Raw genomic sequence first — 16849 nt, forward strand, 5'->3', positions numbered from 1 at the left:
GCTCAGCGATGGCGCGTATCCAGGCGTCCGTCGGTGAGCTTCCAGCGCACCACGCCCGGCAGGTTGATCAGGTCGCGGTCGTGGCAGATCATCACCACGGTGCGGCCCTCGGCGGCCAGTTCGCGCACCAGTGCGATCACCTGTTCGCGCGCGTGGCCGTCCAGGCTGGAGGTGGGTTCATCCAGCAGCAGCAAGTCGGGCTCCAGCACTTTGGCGCGTGCCAGCGCCACGCGCTGTATCTCGCCGCCGGACAGGCGTTCGGGCGCGGTGTTCTGCACATGCGTGATGCCGGCCCAGCCCAGCGCGGCTCCCACGCGCCGCCGGATCTCGTCGGCGGCCAGGCCGCGGGTTTTCAGGCCGTAGGCAATATTCTCCCGTACCGAGGTGCGAAACAGGTAGGGATGCTGGTGGAGATAGGCGATGCGCTGCCGCAGCGCCGCCGGCAGCGGATCGAGCGCCGCCTCGTGCGGCTGGCCGTCCGCACCGGTCCAGGACACCCTGGCACCGGGCGCGCGCTCCAGCCCCGCCACCATGCGCAGCAGCGTGGTCTTGCCGGCGCCGTTGACACCGGTCAGCACCACGGCGGCGGCGCGGGGAAAGGCCAGTTCACCGATGTCGAACAGACACCGTGCGCCGACCTGCCGCCGCAGGCCGCGCACGGTCAGCAGCGGGGGCAATTGCGCAGGCGGCAGCGCGTGTCCGTCGGGAGTCTGGCGTGCGGGCAGTGTGCTCATCGGCGAAATCCTCCCGCGCCTTGCAGCCACGCCAGCATCACATTCACCAGCAGTGCCAGCGCCACCAGTACGATGCCCAGCGCGATGCCCTGGGCAAATTCGCCCTTGCTGGTTTCCAGCGCGATGGCGGTGGTGATGGTTCGGGTAGCGCCTTCGATATTGCCGCCGATCATCAGCGCGGAGCCGACTTCGGCAATGACCCGCCCAAATCCGGCCACCAGCGCTGCCATCAGGCCAAAGCGCAGCTCGCGCAGCACCGTAAAGAAGGTCCGCCAGCGGCCAGCGCCCAGCACCCACGCCGTTTCACGCAGGCGAACGTCCGCCCCCTGCAGGGTGGACAGGGCAAAGGCCAGGACCACCGGGAAGCCGATCACCGCCTGCCCGAAGACCATGCCGCTACGGGTGAACAACAATGAAAAATCGCCCAGCGGTCCCTGGCGGGTGAACAGCAGATACAGGATCAGCCCGACCAGCACGGTCGGGAAGGAAAGGAAGGCCTGCGCCACCACCACGACTACCCGGCGGCCGGGAAAATCGTGGGTGGCGATCAGGTAGGCCGCGCCGATGGCGGGCACGGTGGCGAGCGCCAGCCCCAGCACGGCCACCACCAGCGAGGTCCAGACGATGAACCACAAGGCGCCGTCGCCGCTGGCCAGCAGATGGAAGGCCGTAGCTGTGGCGGCACCGATCTCCATGTCCGGAGCCGGCCGGTCAGGCCGAGAAGGTGTGCTCGACGGCGGGGAAGCTGCCGTCCTTCACGGCCGCCACATAGGCGCGTACCGCAGCCTCGATCGAGCTGGCGCCATCCATGAAGTTGCGTACGAACTTGGCTTTGCGGCCTGGGTAGACRTTGATCATGTCCTGCAGTACCAGCACCTGGCCCGAGCAATCCGCGCCGGCGCCGATGCCGATGGTCGGGATGGTCAGCAAGCCGGTGACTACGCCAGCCACCGCTGCCGGCACCGCTTCCATCACGATCAGCTGGGCGCCCGCTGCCTGTAGCGCGAGCGCATCGCGCTTGAGTTGCGCGGCGCTCTCGTCGGTCTTGCCTTGTACCTTGAAGCCGCCCAGCGCGTGCACCGATTGTGGCGTCAGGCCGATGTGGGCGCACACCGGGATGCTGCGCTCGACCAGGAATTTGACAGTGGGCGCGAGCCAGTCGCCGCCCTCCAGCTTGACCATGTGCGCGCCGGCCCGCATCAGCGCCACGGCGCTGGCGTAGGTGGCTTCCGGGGTGGGGTAGGTGCCGAACGGCAGGTCCGCCACCAGCAGGGCGCTCTGGTTGCCGCGCGCCACGCATTCGGTGTGATAGACCACGTGCTCCAGCGTCACGGGCAGCGTGGTCTGCTGGCCTTGCATGACATTGCCGAGGGAGTCGCCGACCAGCAGCACCTCGACCCCGCAGTAGTCGAGCAGCGCGGCGAAGCTGGAGTCGTACGCGGTCAGCATGGCGATTTTTTCGCCGGCGGCGCGCATGGCCTGCAGCCTGGGGATGGTGACGGTCTTGCGGGAGGGGTCGAGGAGGTAACTCATGACGTTGGGCCGGTAGAGAGACGGGAGTCGGGCCGGCCGCAATGCCGCAGTGCATCCAAGCTCAGTGCATCAGCGCATCTGCATCCTTGCGGCAAGGCTTTTGCCCCCTTCAGTTTGCTTCGCAGCGAGGTACGCGGCCCGATCTGGACGGGCGCTGGCTTCGCGGCAGCGACTGTTGTCGTTATGGTTAAGGCTGGCAGGCGGGAACCTGTCAGGGCGCAGCGAGATTGAGAAAGGCCTTGCGGCCGCGCATGTTTTCGATGCGCGACAGTAGTGTACGGAAATCGGCGTCGTTGTCTACCGGGCTGAAGTGGGCCGTGTCGACGATCATTACCGGCGCCTCGTCGTAGCGATGGAACAGCTCGCCGTAGGCGTCGGACAGGCGCTCCAGATAGGCTTCGTCGATGCTGGACTCGCCGGGCGCGTTGCGGCGCGCGATCCGCTCGCGCAGCAGGGCAGGCGAGGCCTGCAGCACGATGACCAGGTCCACGCGCTGGCCCTGGGCTGGCAGGCGCGCGGCAAGGGCGTCGTACAGCGCCAGTTCGTCCTCGGGCAAGGTCAGCCCGGCGTAGAGACGGCTCCTGGTGTACAGGAAATCCGCCACCATGCGCTGTCCCGCCAGCAATGCCGCCTGCCAGGTTTGGAGCTGCTGCGCGCGCTGGTTCATCAGCGAAAGCTGCAGCGGCAGCGCGTAACGCGCTGGCTCGCGGTAATAGCGTTCGAGGAAGGGGTTTTCGCGTGCCGCGTCGAGCAGCTCGCCGGTACGCAGGGTTTGCGCCAGGCGTTGCGCGAGCGCGGTCTTGCCGGCCCCGATGGGGCCTTCCACCACAATGCGGCGCAGGTGTTCGAGCATGGGCGGGTCCGGTCGGCTGATGCCAGGCTAAGAGGGCGGATGAAGCGGGGCCGGCTGGCCTGGGCCGGTCATGGCATCAGGAAGCGTCGCGCGCATCCCGCTGCCGCGTGCATTGGCAGAACGAGACTTTCTCGACACGCTGCCCGCTGACCGCAGCCAGGTAATCCGCCGCGGGGCCAAGTCCCGGGATGACCAGGCCGGCATCCAGTTCGAGCAGGGGCACCAGCGTGAAGGCGCGCTCGGCCACGCGCGGATGCGGCACCACGAGCTTTTCATCCTGGTGGATCTCGTCGCCGAACACCAGCAGGTCCAGGTCGAGGGTGCGCGGCGCGTTGCGGAATGGCCGTTCGCGCCCGAACTGGTCCTCGATGTGGTGGCAGATACGCAGCAGCTGCGCAGCGGTGAACGAGGTTTCCACCTTGACCACCGCGTTGTAATAGTCGCCGCCCGTCGCATCGACCGGAGCCGTGCGATAGAGCGATGATCTCGCCATCACCGTGATGCCGACCTGCTGGGCCAGGCATACGATGGCATCTTTCAGGGCTTGCCGGGCGTCGCCCAGGTTGGCTCCGATGCCGATAAAGGCAAGTGTCATTACGATTCCTCCGGCTGGACGCGTACCTTGCCGGCTTTCCGGTCTGCAGTGGAGCCGGAATCCGGGCTCGCGTCCAAATCACTCCGCGAAGAAACTGTATCCGATTTCCGCGGACTGCGCCTGCGGCGCTTCTTGCGCGCCGGAGCGCCGCCTTCGCCATCGTCGGCCGGCTCGCCGCCCTCGGCGCCGCCGCTGCCGCCGCCGCCTTGCCTGCCGCCACCGCGCACCGGGCGCACGGCATCGATCAGGTCCTCGCGGCCATGGCTATCGGCGTCCTGGAAATCCTGCCACCACTGCGCCAGCTCGGCCGGCTGCTCGCCGGACTGGCAGCGCAGGTAGAGGAAGTCGAACCCGGCGCGGAAGCGCGGCGATTCGATCAGGCGGAACGGCATGCGGCCCACGCGCTTCTCGAAGCGCGGCTGCATGCCCCAGATGTCCCGCATGTCGGTGACAAAGCGGCGCTGGATGGCGAGCTGGCCGGTCTGGCGCTCCAGCACATCGTCCATCGCGATATTGAGCGCGGCGATGGCGTGCTCGCCTTCCTCGCGCAGCGTGGTCCAGCGCTGCAGCACGTGGTGCCACAGCAGCGCGGCGAACAGGAAGCCCGGCGACACCGGCTTGCCGACCTGCACGCGCTGGTCGGTGTTGTCCAGCGCCAGCTGCACGAAGCGCTGGCCCATCGGCTGCTCCAGCGCGACGTCCAGCAGCGGCAGCAGGCCGCGGTGCAGGCCGGCCTTGCGCAACTCCTGCAGCGAGGCCCATGCGTGGCCGGACATCAGCAGCTTGAGCATCTCGTCGAACAGGCGCGCGCTGGGCACGTTATGGATCAGCGAGGCGAGGTCGGCGATCGGCTGGCGGGTTTCCTCGTCGATGGTGAAACCGGTCTTGGCGGCGAAACGCACTACGCGCAGCATGCGGATGGGATCTTCGCGGTAGCGCGTGACCGGGTCGCCGATCATGCGCAGCGTGCGCGCGCGGATGTCTTCCATGCCGTGGTGGTAGTCATACACCGTCTGCTCGGCCGGATCGTAGTACATCGCATTGATGGTGAAGTCGCGGCGTTCCGCGTCTTCCGCCTGCGAGCCCCATACGTTGTCGCGCAGCACGCGTCCGGAGGCGTCGATCGCGTGGGTCTTGCTGTCGAGCTCCGCGCGCTTGAGACGGCGCCCTTCGGGCAGGGTCTCGCTGGCAACCGCGTCGACCAGCGCGCGGAAGGTGGAGACCTCGATGATCTCCTGATCGCGCCCGCCGTAGAAGGTCACGTGCACGATCTGGAAGCGCCGGCCAATGATGCGCGAGCGGCGGAACAGCGCCTGCACCTGGTCGGGCGTGGCGTTGGTGGCGACGTCGAAGTCCTTGGGCTTGATGCCCAGCAACAGGTCGCGCACCGCGCCGCCGACGATAAAGGCCTGGTAGCCCGCCTGCTGCAGCGTGGAGGTGACTTTGATGGCGTTGCGCGAGATCAGCGACTGGTCGATCTGGTGCTCGGCATGCGCAACGATATTCGGCGTATGGGCGCGTCCGCCGCGGCGTTTGGTGGGGCGCTGCTGGGTGCCCGGCTTGCCGAGCAGCCGGTTGATTAGCTTCTTGATCACGTCAGAACAGATCCATGATGCGCCAGCCGGCCGCGGCGGCGTGGTGACGCAGGCGATCGTCCGGGTTRGCGGCGATCGGTTCGCTGACCTTTTCCAGTAGCGGCAGGTCGTTGGCCGAATCGCTGTAGAAGGTGGTGTTTTCGAAGGCATCCCATTGGGTGCCCATGCTCTTGAGCCAGGTTTCGACGCGGGCGATCTTGCCCTCGCGGAAGCATGGAATGCCTGCGACTTCGCCGGTGAAGGCGCCGTCGGGCTTGCCGTTGGCGGTGGCCGGCTCGGTGGCGACCAGGTGCTTGATGCCAAAGGCCGCCGCGATCGGGGCGGTGACGAAGCTGTTGGTGGCGGTGACTACCGCGCACAGGTCGCCGGCGTCGAGATGCTTGTAGACCAGCGCCCGCGCCTGCGGCGTCATCACCGGATCGATCACTTCCCGCATGAACTGACCCCGCCACGCTTCGAGCCGGTCGCGCGGGTTGGCCGCCAGCGGCGCCAGCGCGAAACGCAGGAAAGCCTGGATATCCAGGGTGCCAGCCTTGTAGTGGCCGTAGAACTCATCGTTCCTGCGGCGGTAGGATTCCTCGTCGACAGCGCCCAGGCGCACGAGGAAGCGGCCCCATTCGTGGTCGCTGTCGGTCGGGAGCAAGGTGTGGTCGAGGTCGAACAATGCCAGATTCATGGGCGGCGATTTTACATTAACGTGACTGTGGCCGTTTCTTTAACGTGACCGGCTGGCAACGAATACAAGCACGGGACATGCCAAGTGCCGTGCGCGCCGTGCCGGCAGCCCGCGCTCACTCCCGCAACTCGGCAAACATTTCCCGCAGCAAGGGCAGGGTGACGGCGCGCTTGCGCTCCAGCGAATAGGTGTCCAGCGCGTCCAGCAGCGCCATCAGGCTGGGCATGTCGCGGTATTTGCGCGTGACCAGCCAGTGCGGGATTTCCGGCGAAAGCTGCAGGCCGCGTTCGCGCGCAGCCTGCACCAGCGCCGTCATCTTGTCTTCGTCCGACAGCGGCGCGAGCTGGTAGACCAGGCCCCAGCCCAGCCGGGTGCGCAGGTCCTCGCGCACCGGCATGGCCAGCGGTGCCTGGCTGCCGGCCACCACGATGGCGGTGCGCACGTGGGCCCGGACCTCGTTGTAGAGCGAGAATACGGCGATCTGGCGCGCTTCGTCGAGCAGCTCCACATCGTCCACGGTGTAGAGCTGGCAGCTCGGGTCGAAGATGAAATCCGACAAGGCATGATGCGGGCTCAGGTAGCGGCAGCTGATGCCGGCCTGGTAGCCGCTGTCGCAGACCGCGTGCAGCAAATGGGTGCGGCCCGAGCCCACCTCGCCCCACAGGTAGATCAGGCGGTCGGCGGCGCGCTCCTGGGCCACCGCGGCGGCGAGATCGTGCAGGCGTTGCACGGGCTCGCGGTTGGCGGCCACGAAAAAATTCTCGAAGGTCGACGGCGGCGGACTGCCAAGTTCAAGCGAAAGCTGCTTGGGGCGGGGAAACATGGCTYATCGGTTACTTGGGGTAAAGGTCAGCTATCGGGTAAACGCGTCGCGGCAGTCCGGCGCTGACCATCTGGATGGCGCTGGCGGGACGGCGGGAGGCTGCCAAAATTGTCTTCATCGGTAAGGGCTGGGGGCAACACTTCATGACGCGGGACACCGGAAACTGGAAGCCGGAAGCCTGTATCCGTTAAAATTGCGATTCTACTGGACTCGCGGCCGCAAATCGCCGTCGTGAGCGCCGCATTACTCACTTCATACTCCAGGAAAAGCAGGTTCCCATGAGCGCATCCCCCACTTCCGGCCAGGCAGGCCTTTCCTACCGCGATGCCGGCGTCGATATCGACGCGGGCGACGCGCTCGTCGACCGCATCAAGCCGTTCGCCAAGCGCACCATGCGCGAGGGCGTGATGGCCGGCATCGGGGGCTTCGGCGCGCTCTTCGAACTGTCCAAGAAGTACAAGGAGCCGGTGCTGGTGTCCGGCACCGACGGCGTCGGCACCAAGCTCAAGCTGGCCTTCCAGCTTAACCGCCACGACACCGTGGGCCAGGATCTGGTGGCCATGAGCGTCAACGACATCCTGGTGCAGGGTGCCGAACCGCTGTTCTTCCTCGACTACTTCGCCTGCGGCAAGCTGGACGTGGATACCGCCGCTACCGTGATCCAGGGCATCGCCCAGGGCTGCGAGCTGTCCGGCTGCGCGTTGATCGGCGGCGAGACCGCCGAGATGCCGAGCATGTACCCCGACGGCGAATACGACCTGGCCGGCTTTGCAGTCGGCGCGGTGGAAAAGAGCCGCATCATCGACGGCAGCACCATCGTGCCGGGCGACGTGGTGCTGGGCCTGGCTTCGTCGGGCGCGCACTCCAACGGCTACTCGCTGGTGCGCAAGATCATCGAAGTGGCCAAGCCGGACCTGAACGCCGACTTCCACGGCCAGCGCCTGCAGGACGCCATCATGGCCCCCACCCGCATCTACGTGAAGCCGCTGCTGTCGCTGATCGAGACGCTGCCGGTCAAGGGCATGGCTCACATCACCGGCGRCGGCCTGACCGAAAACGTGCCGCGCGTGCTGGCGCAGGGCGTGACCGCCGTGCTGCAGCGCGACGCCTGGACCTTGCCGCCGCTGTTCCAGTGGCTGCAGGCGCAAGGCAACGTGGCCGACGACGAAATGCACCGCGTGTTCAATTGCGGCATCGGCATGGTGGTGATCGTTGCCAAGGAAGACGCCGACCGCGCCATCCGTCATCTGCAGGCGGCTGGTGAAACCGTGTGGCAGATCGGCGAGATCCGCGAGCGCGAAGAAGGCCAGGCGCAGACCATCGTCGTCTGAGCGGTCTGCTTCCAACGCAAAACGGCACATGCTTGGGCATGTGCCGTTTTCGTTTGCGCGGGGCGCAGTGGCGGCCCTACCCGGCCGCGCCCAGCTTCGTCAGCGCCTCCCCTGTAACCCGGCAAATCCGCCAGTCCGGCATCACGTCCGCGCCCATCGCGCGGTAAAACTCGATCGACGGCGTGTTCCAGTCCAGCACGCTCCATTCGAAGCGGCCGCAGCCGCGTTCCACCGCCAGCGCCGCAAGATGCTTGAGCAACATCTTGCCCAGCCCGTGGCCACGCCAGGCCGGGTCGACATAAAGGTCTTCCAGATACAGCCCGGGCTTGGCCAGGAAGGTCGAGAAGTTGTGGAAGAACAAGGCAAAGCCCACCGCCTTCGCGCCTTGCGCGCCCGGCACCTCCACCAGCACGGCCTCGGCATGCGGGCGCGCGCCGAACAGGGCTTCGCGCAGTTTTTCCGGCGTGGCTTCGATCAGGTGGGTGAGTTTCTCGTATTCGGCCAGTCCCGTGATCAGCGCGAGCAAGCTTTCGCAGTCGTCAGGCGTGGCGGGGCGTAGTACGAAATCGGAGGTGGGCATGGCGGGTTTGACGCATCGGCAGGTAATAAAACGCGATTATCGCCTATTCGTCACATCTGGCCTATGCCTGCCCAATCCTTGCCAGTCGTGCCACTTGCGTGACGTAATCCGTCGCCAGGCAGTCCACCACTTCGCGCTCGGGCGTGCTGCGCAGCCAGGTGAGCTGGCGCTTGCAGAGCTGGCGSGTRGCSGCSAKGCCGCGTTCGCGCATGGTGGCGAAGTCGGTCTCGCCATCCAGGTACTCCCACACCTGGCGGTAGCCTACGCAGCGGATGGATGGCAGCGTCGGCTGCAGGTCGCCGCGCGCGCGCAGCCGTTCCACTTCGTCGATAAAGCCGCCGGCCAGCATGGCATCGTAGCGGGTGGCGATGCGCGCGTGCAGTACCGCGCGGTCGGAAGGCTCCAGCGCGATCACGCGATAGCGGCGGTCGGCGGCGCCGGCAAAGGTGCGTTCGCCGGCTTGCCGTGCCAGCAGCGCCGACATTGGTTGTCCGGACAGCCGGTGGATCTCCAGCGCGCGCTGGATGCGCTGGGCATCGTTGGGCGCCAGCCGTGCCGCGGTCACCGGGTCGACTTCGGCCAGCATGGCGTGCAGCAGCGGCCAGCCGCGCTCGGCGGCCAGCGCGTCGAGTTCCGCGCGCAGCGCCGGGTCGGCTTGCGGCAGGTCGTTCAGGCCCTGGGTCAGGGCCTTGTAGTACAGCATGGTCCCCCCGACAATCAGCGGCTCGCTGCCGCGCGCGCGGATCTCGCCGATCAGCCGCTCGGCATCGGTGACGAACTGGGCGGCGGAGTAGCTGTCGGCCGGGTCGATGATGTCGATCAGGTGGTGCGGCACCGCGGCGAGCTCGGCCGGCGAGGGCTTGGCGGTGCCGATGTCCATCTCGCGGTAGACCAGCGCCGAGTCCAGGCTGATGATCTCGATCGGGGCTTGCGCCGCCAGCGCCAGCGCGGCGGCGGTCTTGCCGGAGGCGGTAGGGCCGAGCAGGCAGACCACGGGCGGGTGGTCTGCGCCGAGGCTTGCGGGAGCTGGTGCGGCGTTCAAGGCGGAGGGAACCGGGGTGGCGGAACTGGCGGCGGGCTGTGGCACGGCAGTCTATTGGCCGCGCAGGAACAGGCGGTCGAGTTCGGCCACCGACAACTGCACCCAGGTGGGCCGTCCATGGTTGCACTGGTCGGCGCGCTCGGTCTGTTCCATCTGGCGCAGCAGCGCGTTCATCTCTTCCAGCGTGAGCTTGCGGTTGGCGCGCACCGCGCTGTGGCAGGCCAGGGTCGCGAGCAGTTCGTTCTGGCGTTCGACCAGTACGCGCGAGCCGCCGAAGGCGTGCAGGTCGCGCAGCACGTCGCGCGCCAGGGCTTCAGTGTCGGCCTGCTTGAGCAGGGACGGGATGGCGCGAATCGCCAGCGTGGTGGGCGAGACCTGAGCGATGTCGAAGCCGAGCAGGGTGAGGGTTTCCTGGTGCTCCTCGGCAGTGCCGATCTCCACCGCGCTGGCCGTCAGCGTGACCGGGATCAGCAGCGACTGCACCGCCAGCTCACGCGTTTCCAGAGCGGTCTTGATCTGCTCGTACAGGATGCGCTCGTGGGCGGCGTGCATATCCACCAGCACCAGGCCGCGCGCGTTCTGCGCCAGTACATAAATGCCGTGCAGCTGCGCGATGGCATAGCCCAGCGGGCTGGCATCGTCCTCGGTGAATTCCTGCCGTGGAAGCTGCYCGAGCAGGCCAGGCGGGTCGTTCTCGCGGGCGGCCTGCGCATCGGCCATCCAGGCCGGGGGCGTGCTGGCAGGGCCGGCGGAGGCGCGCGAAAATCCGTTGCCCGGCTGGATCGCATCGCGGACCATGCCGAGGTAGGCCTGGCGGGGCTGGGCAACGCCGAGTTCGGTCTGGCGCGCGGTGGCCGTGTAGTCCACCCACGGGCGCGGGCTGGCGCCACCGCCACCCATGCCGCCGCTCCTGCCTGATCCACCGAAGCCGCCGGAAGCTCCGGAACCACCGCCAATGCCGCGTGCGCCCGGGAAACCGCCGGGGCCGCCAAGGCGTTCCCCCGCGGGAGTATCGTCCACATCGGACGCGGTATGCAGGCTGTCGCCCTGTTCGCCCGCCTGGCGCGCCAGGCAGCGCTGCACGGCGTGGTAGACGAACTGGTGCACCGCGCGCGATTCACGGAAACGCACTTCGATCTTGGACGGGTGCACGTTGACATCCACCATCTCGGGCGGCAGGTCCATGCACAGCACGTAGGACGGGAAGCGATCGCCGTGCAGCACGTCCTGGTAGGCGCTGCGCACGGCGTGGGTGAGCAGCTTGTCGCGGACGTAGCGGCCGTTGACGAAGAAGAACTGCTGGTCGGGACGCCCGCGCGAGGCGGTGGGCAGCCCGGCAAATCCGTACAGGTGCAGGTTGCCGGCTTCCTCATCCAGGGGCAGGCGGGCGTTGGCGAAGTCGGCGCCGAGCACCTGGCCCGTGCGCGTGGCGACATCGCCGGCATTCCAGTGCTCCATCGGCTTGCCATTRTGATGGACCGAGATGGCCACGTCCGGCCGTGCCAGCGCCGCGCGCCGCACCATCTCCAGGCAATGGCCGAACTCGGTTTGTTCCGATTTAAGGAACTTTCGGCGCGCTGGCGTGTTGAAGTAAAGGTGCTGCACGTCGACGGTGGTGCCCACGCCGCCGGACGCGGGCTGCACTTCGCCGGTGTCGGCGATCACCTGTGTCGCATGCGAATCGCTGGCGGTGCGGCTGGTCAGGGTCAATTCGGAAACCGAAGCGATCGAGGCCAGCGCCTCGCCGCGAAAGCCCAGCGTGAGCACCGATTCCAGTTCGTCCAGCGAGGCGATCTTGCTGGTGGCGTGGCGCATCAGCGCGACCGGCAGTTCGGCGGCAGGGATGCCACAGCCGTTGTCCGCGATCACGATGCGCCGCACACCGCCTTCTTCCAGCCGGATATTGAGCTGGGTGGCGCCGGCGTCCAGCGCGTTCTCGAGCAGTTCCTTGACCACCGAGGCGGGGCGTTCCACCACCTCGCCGGCCGCGATCTGGCTGATCAACTGGTCGGGCAGGGGGCGGATAGGACGGGGTGGCTGGGCGGGGCGCGGGTCTTGGGCAGGCATGGGCGGAATTATACGTGGGCGCGCTGCAGGCCCGCGCGCGCGGGACAAGCACATTGGCGTCGGATCAGGTGACTTTGGAGTCGGTCCGGTCTTGTATGATGTCGGCTGAATTCAGAATGGGGATCGAATTGGATATCGTATTGCAGTTTCTAGACATGTTGCTGCATGTCGACAAATACCTCGGCACCGTCATCGAGAACTACGGTGCGTGGGTCTATGCCATCCTCTTTGCCATTGTCTTTGCGGAGACAGGCCTGGTGGTGTTGCCTTTCCTGCCGGGCGATTCACTGCTCTTCATCGCCGGCGCCTTTTGCGCCACGCATGCCATGAATGAGTGGGTGCTGGTCGGCCTGCTGCTGGTGGCGGCGATTGGCGGCAATACGGTCAACTACCTGGTGGGAAGCTGGGTCGGCCCGAAGGTGTTCGACGGCCATTGGCGCTTCCTGGACCAGCAGGCACTGCGCAAAACCCACGATTTCTACGAGCGCCACGGTGGCAAGACGCTGGTCATGGCCCGTTTCCTGCCGATCGTGCGTACTTTTGCGCCGTTCGTCGCCGGCGTGTCGCAGATGACGTTCGCCAAGTTCCAGATGTTCAACGTGATTGGTGCGATGGCCTGGGTCCTGGGCCTGGTGTTTGCCGGTTATTTCTTCGGCAACCTGCCGTTCATCAAGCAATACCTGAACCTGATTGTGCTGGCTGGCATCGGCGCGGCGGTCGTGCCGCTGGTGCTGGGCGGGTTGTGGAAGCTCGTGCGCGGCGGCAAGCGCCGTCCTTCCTGAGCGACGGGGCAGGCCGGGGCCTGCCCCTGCCCGGGCTTCAGTTCACGCTGCGGCTCATCATGCGCAACGCTGGCATGCGGTCGCGGATCTGGGTGGTATCGGCCGCATCCGGGCGCGCCATCACGTAGGCTTCCAGGTCGGCCAGCGCCGGCCGGAAGCACTCCAGGTTGGCATAGGCCAGGCCGCGGTCCCGCACTTCCTCGATCGAGCCTGGCAACAAGATCACCAGGCGGTTCTGTACCGCCAGCAAGCGCTGCCAGCGCGATTCCTGCAGATAGATCGACTTGAGATTGCGCAGCACGCGCGCCACGATCTCACGGTGGCTCGCCACCTGCAGGAACAGGCCCAGCGGCACCTCGTTGGGATCGGCGATGCCCTCGCGCTCCAGGTGCGGGTCGAGCATCTCCTGCAACTGCTCCTTCGACAGCGTCTCGCCGGTGAGCGGGTCCACCACCACCTCGCCGGCGGGAATCGACATCCGCACCAGGAAATGGTTGGGGAAGGACACGCCCTTGAGCGGCAGGCCGATATGCTGGCCCAACTCCATATAGAGCACCGCCAGCGAGATCGGGATGCCGCGCCGCTGCTTGAGCACGACGTTCAGGTAGGAGTTGTCGGGATCGTAATAGTCGTTCGCGTTGGCGCCGAAGCCCAGGTCGCGGTAGAAGAAATGGTTGAGCAGGCGCATGCGCTGGATGGCCGGCGTGCCTTCGGCGATCCGTCGCTTCAGGCGAACCGCGAGCATGTCGAGCATGGCCAGTTCGGCTTGCAGGTCCAGGTCCGGGTAGGCGTCCTGGGCGATCGAGAGCACCGTCTCGGTAAGCGGGATACCGTCCTCGTCCGCCACGAGACTGGCAAAGTATTCCAGGACTTTCGTGGTTGTCATTGCGGCTTTCCTGAATGCGGCCTGGCGGCTGTTCGAGATCGAAACTGGCGGCATGGCTGGCGTTCCCGGACGGTGCATTGGCATCGTCCGCGTCCGCCTGCCTGCTGGGCAGAACCGCTTCGTCTCATTCTGACACAACCTCAGTTGCCTTGACCCTGCACCGCGCGCTGCCGCAGCCCTTGCGCCGCGCTGGCGCGACTGGCTGGATTGGCAGGCGGGGGCCTCTTAGCCGGCTCTCCGCTTGAAAGCGGAGTATCTCAGCCCCATGAGCCACAGTGTACCGAAGTAGACGACCGCCGCAAGTACCAGGCACGAGGCCAGCAGCGCGATGCGCAGCAACGGCGTGGCGCCCAGGCCGACCCAGTCGAAGTTGCGGGCGAACCAGAGCAGCATGCCGGCCAGCAGCGTCACGGCGGTCAGCAACTGGGCAAGGAACAGCCACCAGCCCTTGGCCGGCTTGTAGAAGCCGCGCTTGCGTAGTCCCAGGAACAGCAGCAGGGCGTTGACAGTGGCGCCGAAGCTGATCGATAGCGCCAGGCCGGCGTGGCCGAAGCGCGGCACGAAGACGTAGTTGGACAACTGCGTGATCACAAGCACCAGCAAGGCGATCTTGACCGGGGTGCGGATGTCCTGGCGGGCATAGAAGCCCGGCGCCAGGATCTTGATCAGGATCAGGCCGAGCAGGCCGGTGCCGTAGGAAACCAGCGCCTGCCGGGTCATCTCCACCGCATGGGCGTCGAACTTGCCATAGTTGAACAGCACCGCGGTCAGCGGCGCGCCAAAGACGAACAGTCCGACCGCGCACGGCACGGCCAGCAGGAACGTCAGGCGCAGGCCCCAGTCGAGCAGGCCGGAATATTCGGCCCGGTTGTCCTCGGCGCTGGCTTTCGACAGGCTCGGCAGCAGGATGGTGCCCAGCGCCACGCCCAGCAGCGCCGTCGGGAATTCCATCAGGCGGTCGGCGTAGGTCAGGTAGGACACGCTGCCGGCGGCCAGGCGGGAGGCAATGTTGGTATTGATGATCAGGCTGATCTGAGCCACCGAGACCGCCAGAAGCGCCGGTGCCATCTGCCGCATGACGCGGCGCACGCCTGGTTCGGCCCAGGCCGCGCGCAGGTTGAAGCGCAGGCGCGGCATCACGCCCAGCCGCCGGAGCGCCGGAATCTGCACCGCCAGTTGCAGGATGCCGCCCACCAGCACCCCCCAGGCCTGCGCGTAGATCGGCTGCGCCATATGCGGGCCGACGAACAGCGCGGCTACGATCAGGCAGAGATTGAGCAGCACCGGCGTGAAGGCGGGCATGGCGAAGCGGCGCCAGGTATTGAGGATGCCGGAGGCCAGCGCCACCAGCGAGATCAGGCCGATGTAGGGAAACATCACGCGGGTCATGAAGACCGCGGCGTCGTAGGTTTCGCCGCCATGCTGGCGGAAGCCCGTGGCGACCACCATCATCACGAGCGGGGCGCCGATCACGCCGAGTAGCGAGACGCCCATCAGGACCCAGGTCATGACCGTGGCAACCGAATCGATCAGCGCACGGGTCTCGGCCTCGCCGCGCTTGCTATGGTATTCACCCAGGATCGGCACGAAGGCTTGCGAGAATGCGCCCTCGCCGAAGATGCGGCGCAGCAGGTTGGGAATGCGGAACGCCACGTTGAAGGCGTCGGTCATGTCCGAAGCGCCAAAGGCACGGGCGATCAGGATCTCGCGGATAAGGCCGGTGATGCGCGACAGCATCGTCAGGCTGCTGATGGTGGCGAGCGCTTTGAGCAGGTTCAAGATCGGTCGGCGGCAAAGGGGAGGCGGCGGCAGCTTGGATCGGACCGCCGGTGCGAACCGGGTTCAGACGTCGGGCACGTCCCAAAGTTGCATCGAGGCCACGCAGGGCGGGGCCGGTGTGGCGCGTATTATACGGTTCGGCCTCGCTGGTGCCCGTATATTGGCCTTTGCGTCACCCCGTCTCACATGGGTCGTGGCTCGGCTTGCCAGCCGCTTTTTCTTGTGTGTATAATTGCCGATTCACAAGGCTAGTTGCGTTCCGGATTCGTGTGCCAGTGCATCCCGGGTCGCTTGATGTGCACTTAATTGTGTCCGCGGTTTGCTCCGTCCTTCCGTTGGGCACGCATCTGAATTCAGGAAATCTACTTAAATGGCAAATTCCGCACAAGCTCGCAAGCGCGCGCGCCAGGCCGTCGCCCAGAACGCCCACAACTCCAGCCTGCGTTCGCGTCTGCGTACCGCTGTCAAGGCTGTCCGCAAGGCTATCGAAGCCGGCGACAAGGCTGCTGCTGCCGAGATCTTCAAGAACTCGCAATCGATCATCGACGCTATCGCCGACAAGAAGATCGTGCACAAGAACAAGGCTGCACGTCACAAGTCGCGCCTGTCGTCCGCCATCAAGTCGATGGCTGCCTGATAGCAGTTGCCGGCGCCGGGCCAAGTGCCAGGCGCCTTCCGGCGGCATGCCGGGCATTTTGCCTTACCGCGTCGCTTCGGTGGCTGTCGGGGGCTTGGCCCGGTAGTCCGTTGGTGGGGTGCGTCGTCTAGCGATGACTTACCCGAAAAAAAGCTCGTCATCTGACGAGCTTTTTTTGTCTTCTGCTTTGGCCCGCGCGTTACCGGTGCTGCCGGTGCGGGAGGGCCGCGGTGCAGCCGCGGCATGCGGCGGTGCGGGCTTACTCCAGTGAGCAGGCTTCGACCAGTTGCAGGTTGTTGTCGCGGGCGAAGTTGAGGACGAAGTCGAGCGCCTTGGGCTCGATGTCACGCAGTCGCGCATCGACCACCACGCTTTTCACGCCGCCCGCGATCATGGGCCGCACGTAAGGCGAATAGGTGATGCGGGGATCGCCGGTGTCGCCTTCGGGACGGAATTGCGCCATCACGCCGCACAGCCGTTCAGCCCAGTCGCTTGGACGGAAGGTCTTGCCTTCCTTGGTGATGCCTTGGATGAAATATTCGCGAACTGTGGGATTCATTGGACTGCGGGGATAGTACGGTTGACTCGACGGTAAACCCGCCAGACTGACCAAACGGGAGCCCGTTTGACGCGGCCAGGAAACAATTGGTTCGTTTCATTCCAGGCCATGGCGGCGGGGCGTCGGTGTCGGCGGGGGCACTTTTGATGCCGGCAGCGGGCGGTGGCATGGATATGCCGGGCCCCGCGTGAATCAGCCAGTATTATATCTTATATAAGACTCGCGCATAAGCCTCCGTGCCGTGCGGCACGCGGCCCACGCTCGCCAAAGCCACAATAATCCCTTATGATTCTTACAGTTAAATTGCGTAAGCGACGCGAAAGGCGGCTCCGCGGCACGGTCAGGTCATGAACCCTTCATGGCGGCCAAGCCACCAC

General features: G+C 66.3%; 17 protein-coding genes. 3 read left to right on the top strand and 14 right to left on the bottom strand.

Annotated features, from left to right (window positions below; all coding sequences use genetic code 11):
* Positions 1-2: 2 nt before the first annotated feature.
* The 8 genes from AC1DN0_RS18775 to hda all read right to left on the bottom strand — a co-directional run bounded on the left by AC1DN0_RS18775 (position 3) and on the right by hda (position 6809).
* On the bottom strand, positions 3-734 hold the full coding sequence (locus AC1DN0_RS18775) for an ATP-binding cassette domain-containing protein (RefSeq protein ID WP_441626321.1): 732 nt from the start codon (positions 732-734) through the stop codon (positions 3-5).
* The gene (locus AC1DN0_RS18780) at positions 731-1429 is read right to left on the bottom strand and encodes an ABC transporter permease (protein WP_441626323.1); all 699 of its coding nucleotides are present in this window, start codon (positions 1427-1429) and stop codon (positions 731-733) included. Before AC1DN0_RS18780 ends, AC1DN0_RS18775 begins: the two co-directional genes overlap by 4 nt.
* A 16-nt stretch (positions 1430-1445) precedes the next feature.
* Entirely contained in the window at positions 1446-2267 is an 822-nt protein-coding gene (gene panB, locus AC1DN0_RS18785; RefSeq protein ID WP_441626325.1) for a 3-methyl-2-oxobutanoate hydroxymethyltransferase, read from the bottom strand.
* A gap of 211 nt (positions 2268-2478) precedes the next feature.
* The gene (locus AC1DN0_RS18790; protein WP_035867433.1) at positions 2479-3120 is read right to left on the bottom strand and encodes a deoxynucleoside kinase; all 642 of its coding nucleotides are present in this window, start codon (positions 3118-3120) and stop codon (positions 2479-2481) included.
* Between the two features lie 76 nt (positions 3121-3196).
* On the bottom strand, positions 3197-3715 hold the full coding sequence (folK, locus tag AC1DN0_RS18795) for a 2-amino-4-hydroxy-6-hydroxymethyldihydropteridine diphosphokinase (protein ID WP_035867429.1): 519 nt from the start codon (positions 3713-3715) through the stop codon (positions 3197-3199).
* Entirely contained in the window at positions 3715-5310 is a 1596-nt protein-coding gene (gene pcnB, locus AC1DN0_RS18800; protein WP_441626327.1) for a polynucleotide adenylyltransferase PcnB, read from the bottom strand. The genes folK and pcnB overlap by 1 nt, the downstream gene beginning before the upstream one ends.
* A 1-nt stretch (position 5311) precedes the next feature.
* On the bottom strand, positions 5312-5986 hold the full coding sequence (locus AC1DN0_RS18805; protein ID WP_441626329.1) for a histidinol-phosphatase: 675 nt from the start codon (positions 5984-5986) through the stop codon (positions 5312-5314).
* 115 nt (positions 5987-6101) lie between these two features.
* The gene (gene hda, locus AC1DN0_RS18810) at positions 6102-6809 is read right to left on the bottom strand and encodes a DnaA regulatory inactivator Hda (protein ID WP_035867422.1); all 708 of its coding nucleotides are present in this window, start codon (positions 6807-6809) and stop codon (positions 6102-6104) included.
* 278 nt (positions 6810-7087) lie between these two features.
* Between hda and purM the strand changes: the two genes are divergently transcribed.
* Positions 7088-8140, top strand: coding sequence for a phosphoribosylformylglycinamidine cyclo-ligase (gene purM / locus AC1DN0_RS18815; RefSeq protein ID WP_477145898.1), 1053 nt, complete (start codon positions 7088-7090; stop codon positions 8138-8140).
* 76 nt (positions 8141-8216) lie between these two features.
* Here the strand turns inward: purM and AC1DN0_RS18820 are convergent, their stop codons facing one another.
* From AC1DN0_RS18820 to mutL, 3 genes are all read right to left on the bottom strand, one after another.
* Entirely contained in the window at positions 8217-8720 is a 504-nt protein-coding gene (locus AC1DN0_RS18820; RefSeq protein ID WP_441626333.1) for a GNAT family N-acetyltransferase, read from the bottom strand.
* Between the two features lie 61 nt (positions 8721-8781).
* On the bottom strand, positions 8782-9762 hold the full coding sequence (gene miaA, locus AC1DN0_RS18825) for a tRNA (adenosine(37)-N6)-dimethylallyltransferase MiaA (RefSeq protein WP_477145899.1): 981 nt from the start codon (positions 9760-9762) through the stop codon (positions 8782-8784).
* Positions 9763-9813: 51 nt separating this feature from the next.
* Entirely contained in the window at positions 9814-11829 is a 2016-nt protein-coding gene (gene mutL / locus AC1DN0_RS18830; protein ID WP_477145900.1) for a DNA mismatch repair endonuclease MutL, read from the bottom strand.
* A gap of 140 nt (positions 11830-11969) precedes the next feature.
* On the opposite strand from mutL, the gene AC1DN0_RS18835 reads away from it, so the two are divergent.
* Entirely contained in the window at positions 11970-12611 is a 642-nt protein-coding gene (locus tag AC1DN0_RS18835; protein ID WP_082094843.1) for a VTT domain-containing protein, read from the top strand.
* Positions 12612-12648: 37 nt separating this feature from the next.
* Here AC1DN0_RS18835 and AC1DN0_RS18840 read toward each other — a convergent pair whose 3' ends face one another.
* The gene (locus AC1DN0_RS18840; RefSeq protein WP_035867410.1) at positions 12649-13497 is read right to left on the bottom strand and encodes a SirB1 family protein; all 849 of its coding nucleotides are present in this window, start codon (positions 13495-13497) and stop codon (positions 12649-12651) included.
* Between the two features lie 225 nt (positions 13498-13722).
* A complete protein-coding gene (gene murJ, locus AC1DN0_RS18845) occupies positions 13723-15276 on the bottom strand; it encodes a murein biosynthesis integral membrane protein MurJ (RefSeq protein ID WP_045237619.1) in 1554 nt (517 codons plus the stop codon).
* A gap of 370 nt (positions 15277-15646) precedes the next feature.
* Between murJ and rpsT the strand changes: the two genes are divergently transcribed.
* A complete protein-coding gene (gene rpsT / locus AC1DN0_RS18850) occupies positions 15647-15913 on the top strand; it encodes a 30S ribosomal protein S20 (protein WP_006157537.1) in 267 nt (88 codons plus the stop codon).
* Between the two features lie 259 nt (positions 15914-16172).
* Here rpsT and AC1DN0_RS18855 read toward each other — a convergent pair whose 3' ends face one another.
* Positions 16173-16472 (bottom strand): DUF3579 domain-containing protein, encoded by a 300-nt coding sequence (locus tag AC1DN0_RS18855; protein ID WP_035867403.1) that lies wholly within the window; start codon positions 16470-16472, stop codon positions 16173-16175.
* Between the last annotated feature and the right edge of the window lie 377 nt (positions 16473-16849).

The organism is Cupriavidus sp. 05N39, from assembly GCF_056397325.1.

Excerpts from the sequence above, each read along its gene's own strand:
- AC1DN0_RS18840 (WP_035867410.1), bottom strand. The coding sequence starts at position 13,497 with ATGACAACCACGAAAGTCCTGGAATACTTTGCCAGTCTCGTGGCGGAC.
- AC1DN0_RS18780 (WP_441626323.1), bottom strand. The coding sequence starts at position 1,429 with ATGGAGATCGGTGCCGCCACAGCTACGGCCTTCCATCTGCTGGCCAGC.
- hda (WP_035867422.1), bottom strand. The coding sequence starts at position 6,809 with ATGTTTCCCCGCCCCAAGCAGCTTTCGCTTGAACTTGGCAGTCCGCCG.
- AC1DN0_RS18775 (WP_441626321.1), bottom strand. The coding sequence starts at position 734 with ATGAGCACACTGCCCGCACGCCAGACTCCCGACGGACACGCGCTGCCG.
- AC1DN0_RS18790 (WP_035867433.1), bottom strand. The coding sequence starts at position 3,120 with ATGCTCGAACACCTGCGCCGCATTGTGGTGGAAGGCCCCATCGGGGCC.
- AC1DN0_RS18855 (WP_035867403.1), bottom strand. The coding sequence starts at position 16,472 with ATGAATCCCACAGTTCGCGAATATTTCATCCAAGGCATCACCAAGGAA.
- rpsT (WP_006157537.1), top strand. The coding sequence starts at position 15,647 with ATGGCAAATTCCGCACAAGCTCGCAAGCGCGCGCGCCAGGCCGTCGCC.
- AC1DN0_RS18820 (WP_441626333.1), bottom strand. The coding sequence starts at position 8,720 with ATGCCCACCTCCGATTTCGTACTACGCCCCGCCACGCCTGACGACTGC.
- folK (WP_035867429.1), bottom strand. The coding sequence starts at position 3,715 with ATGACACTTGCCTTTATCGGCATCGGAGCCAACCTGGGCGACGCCCGG.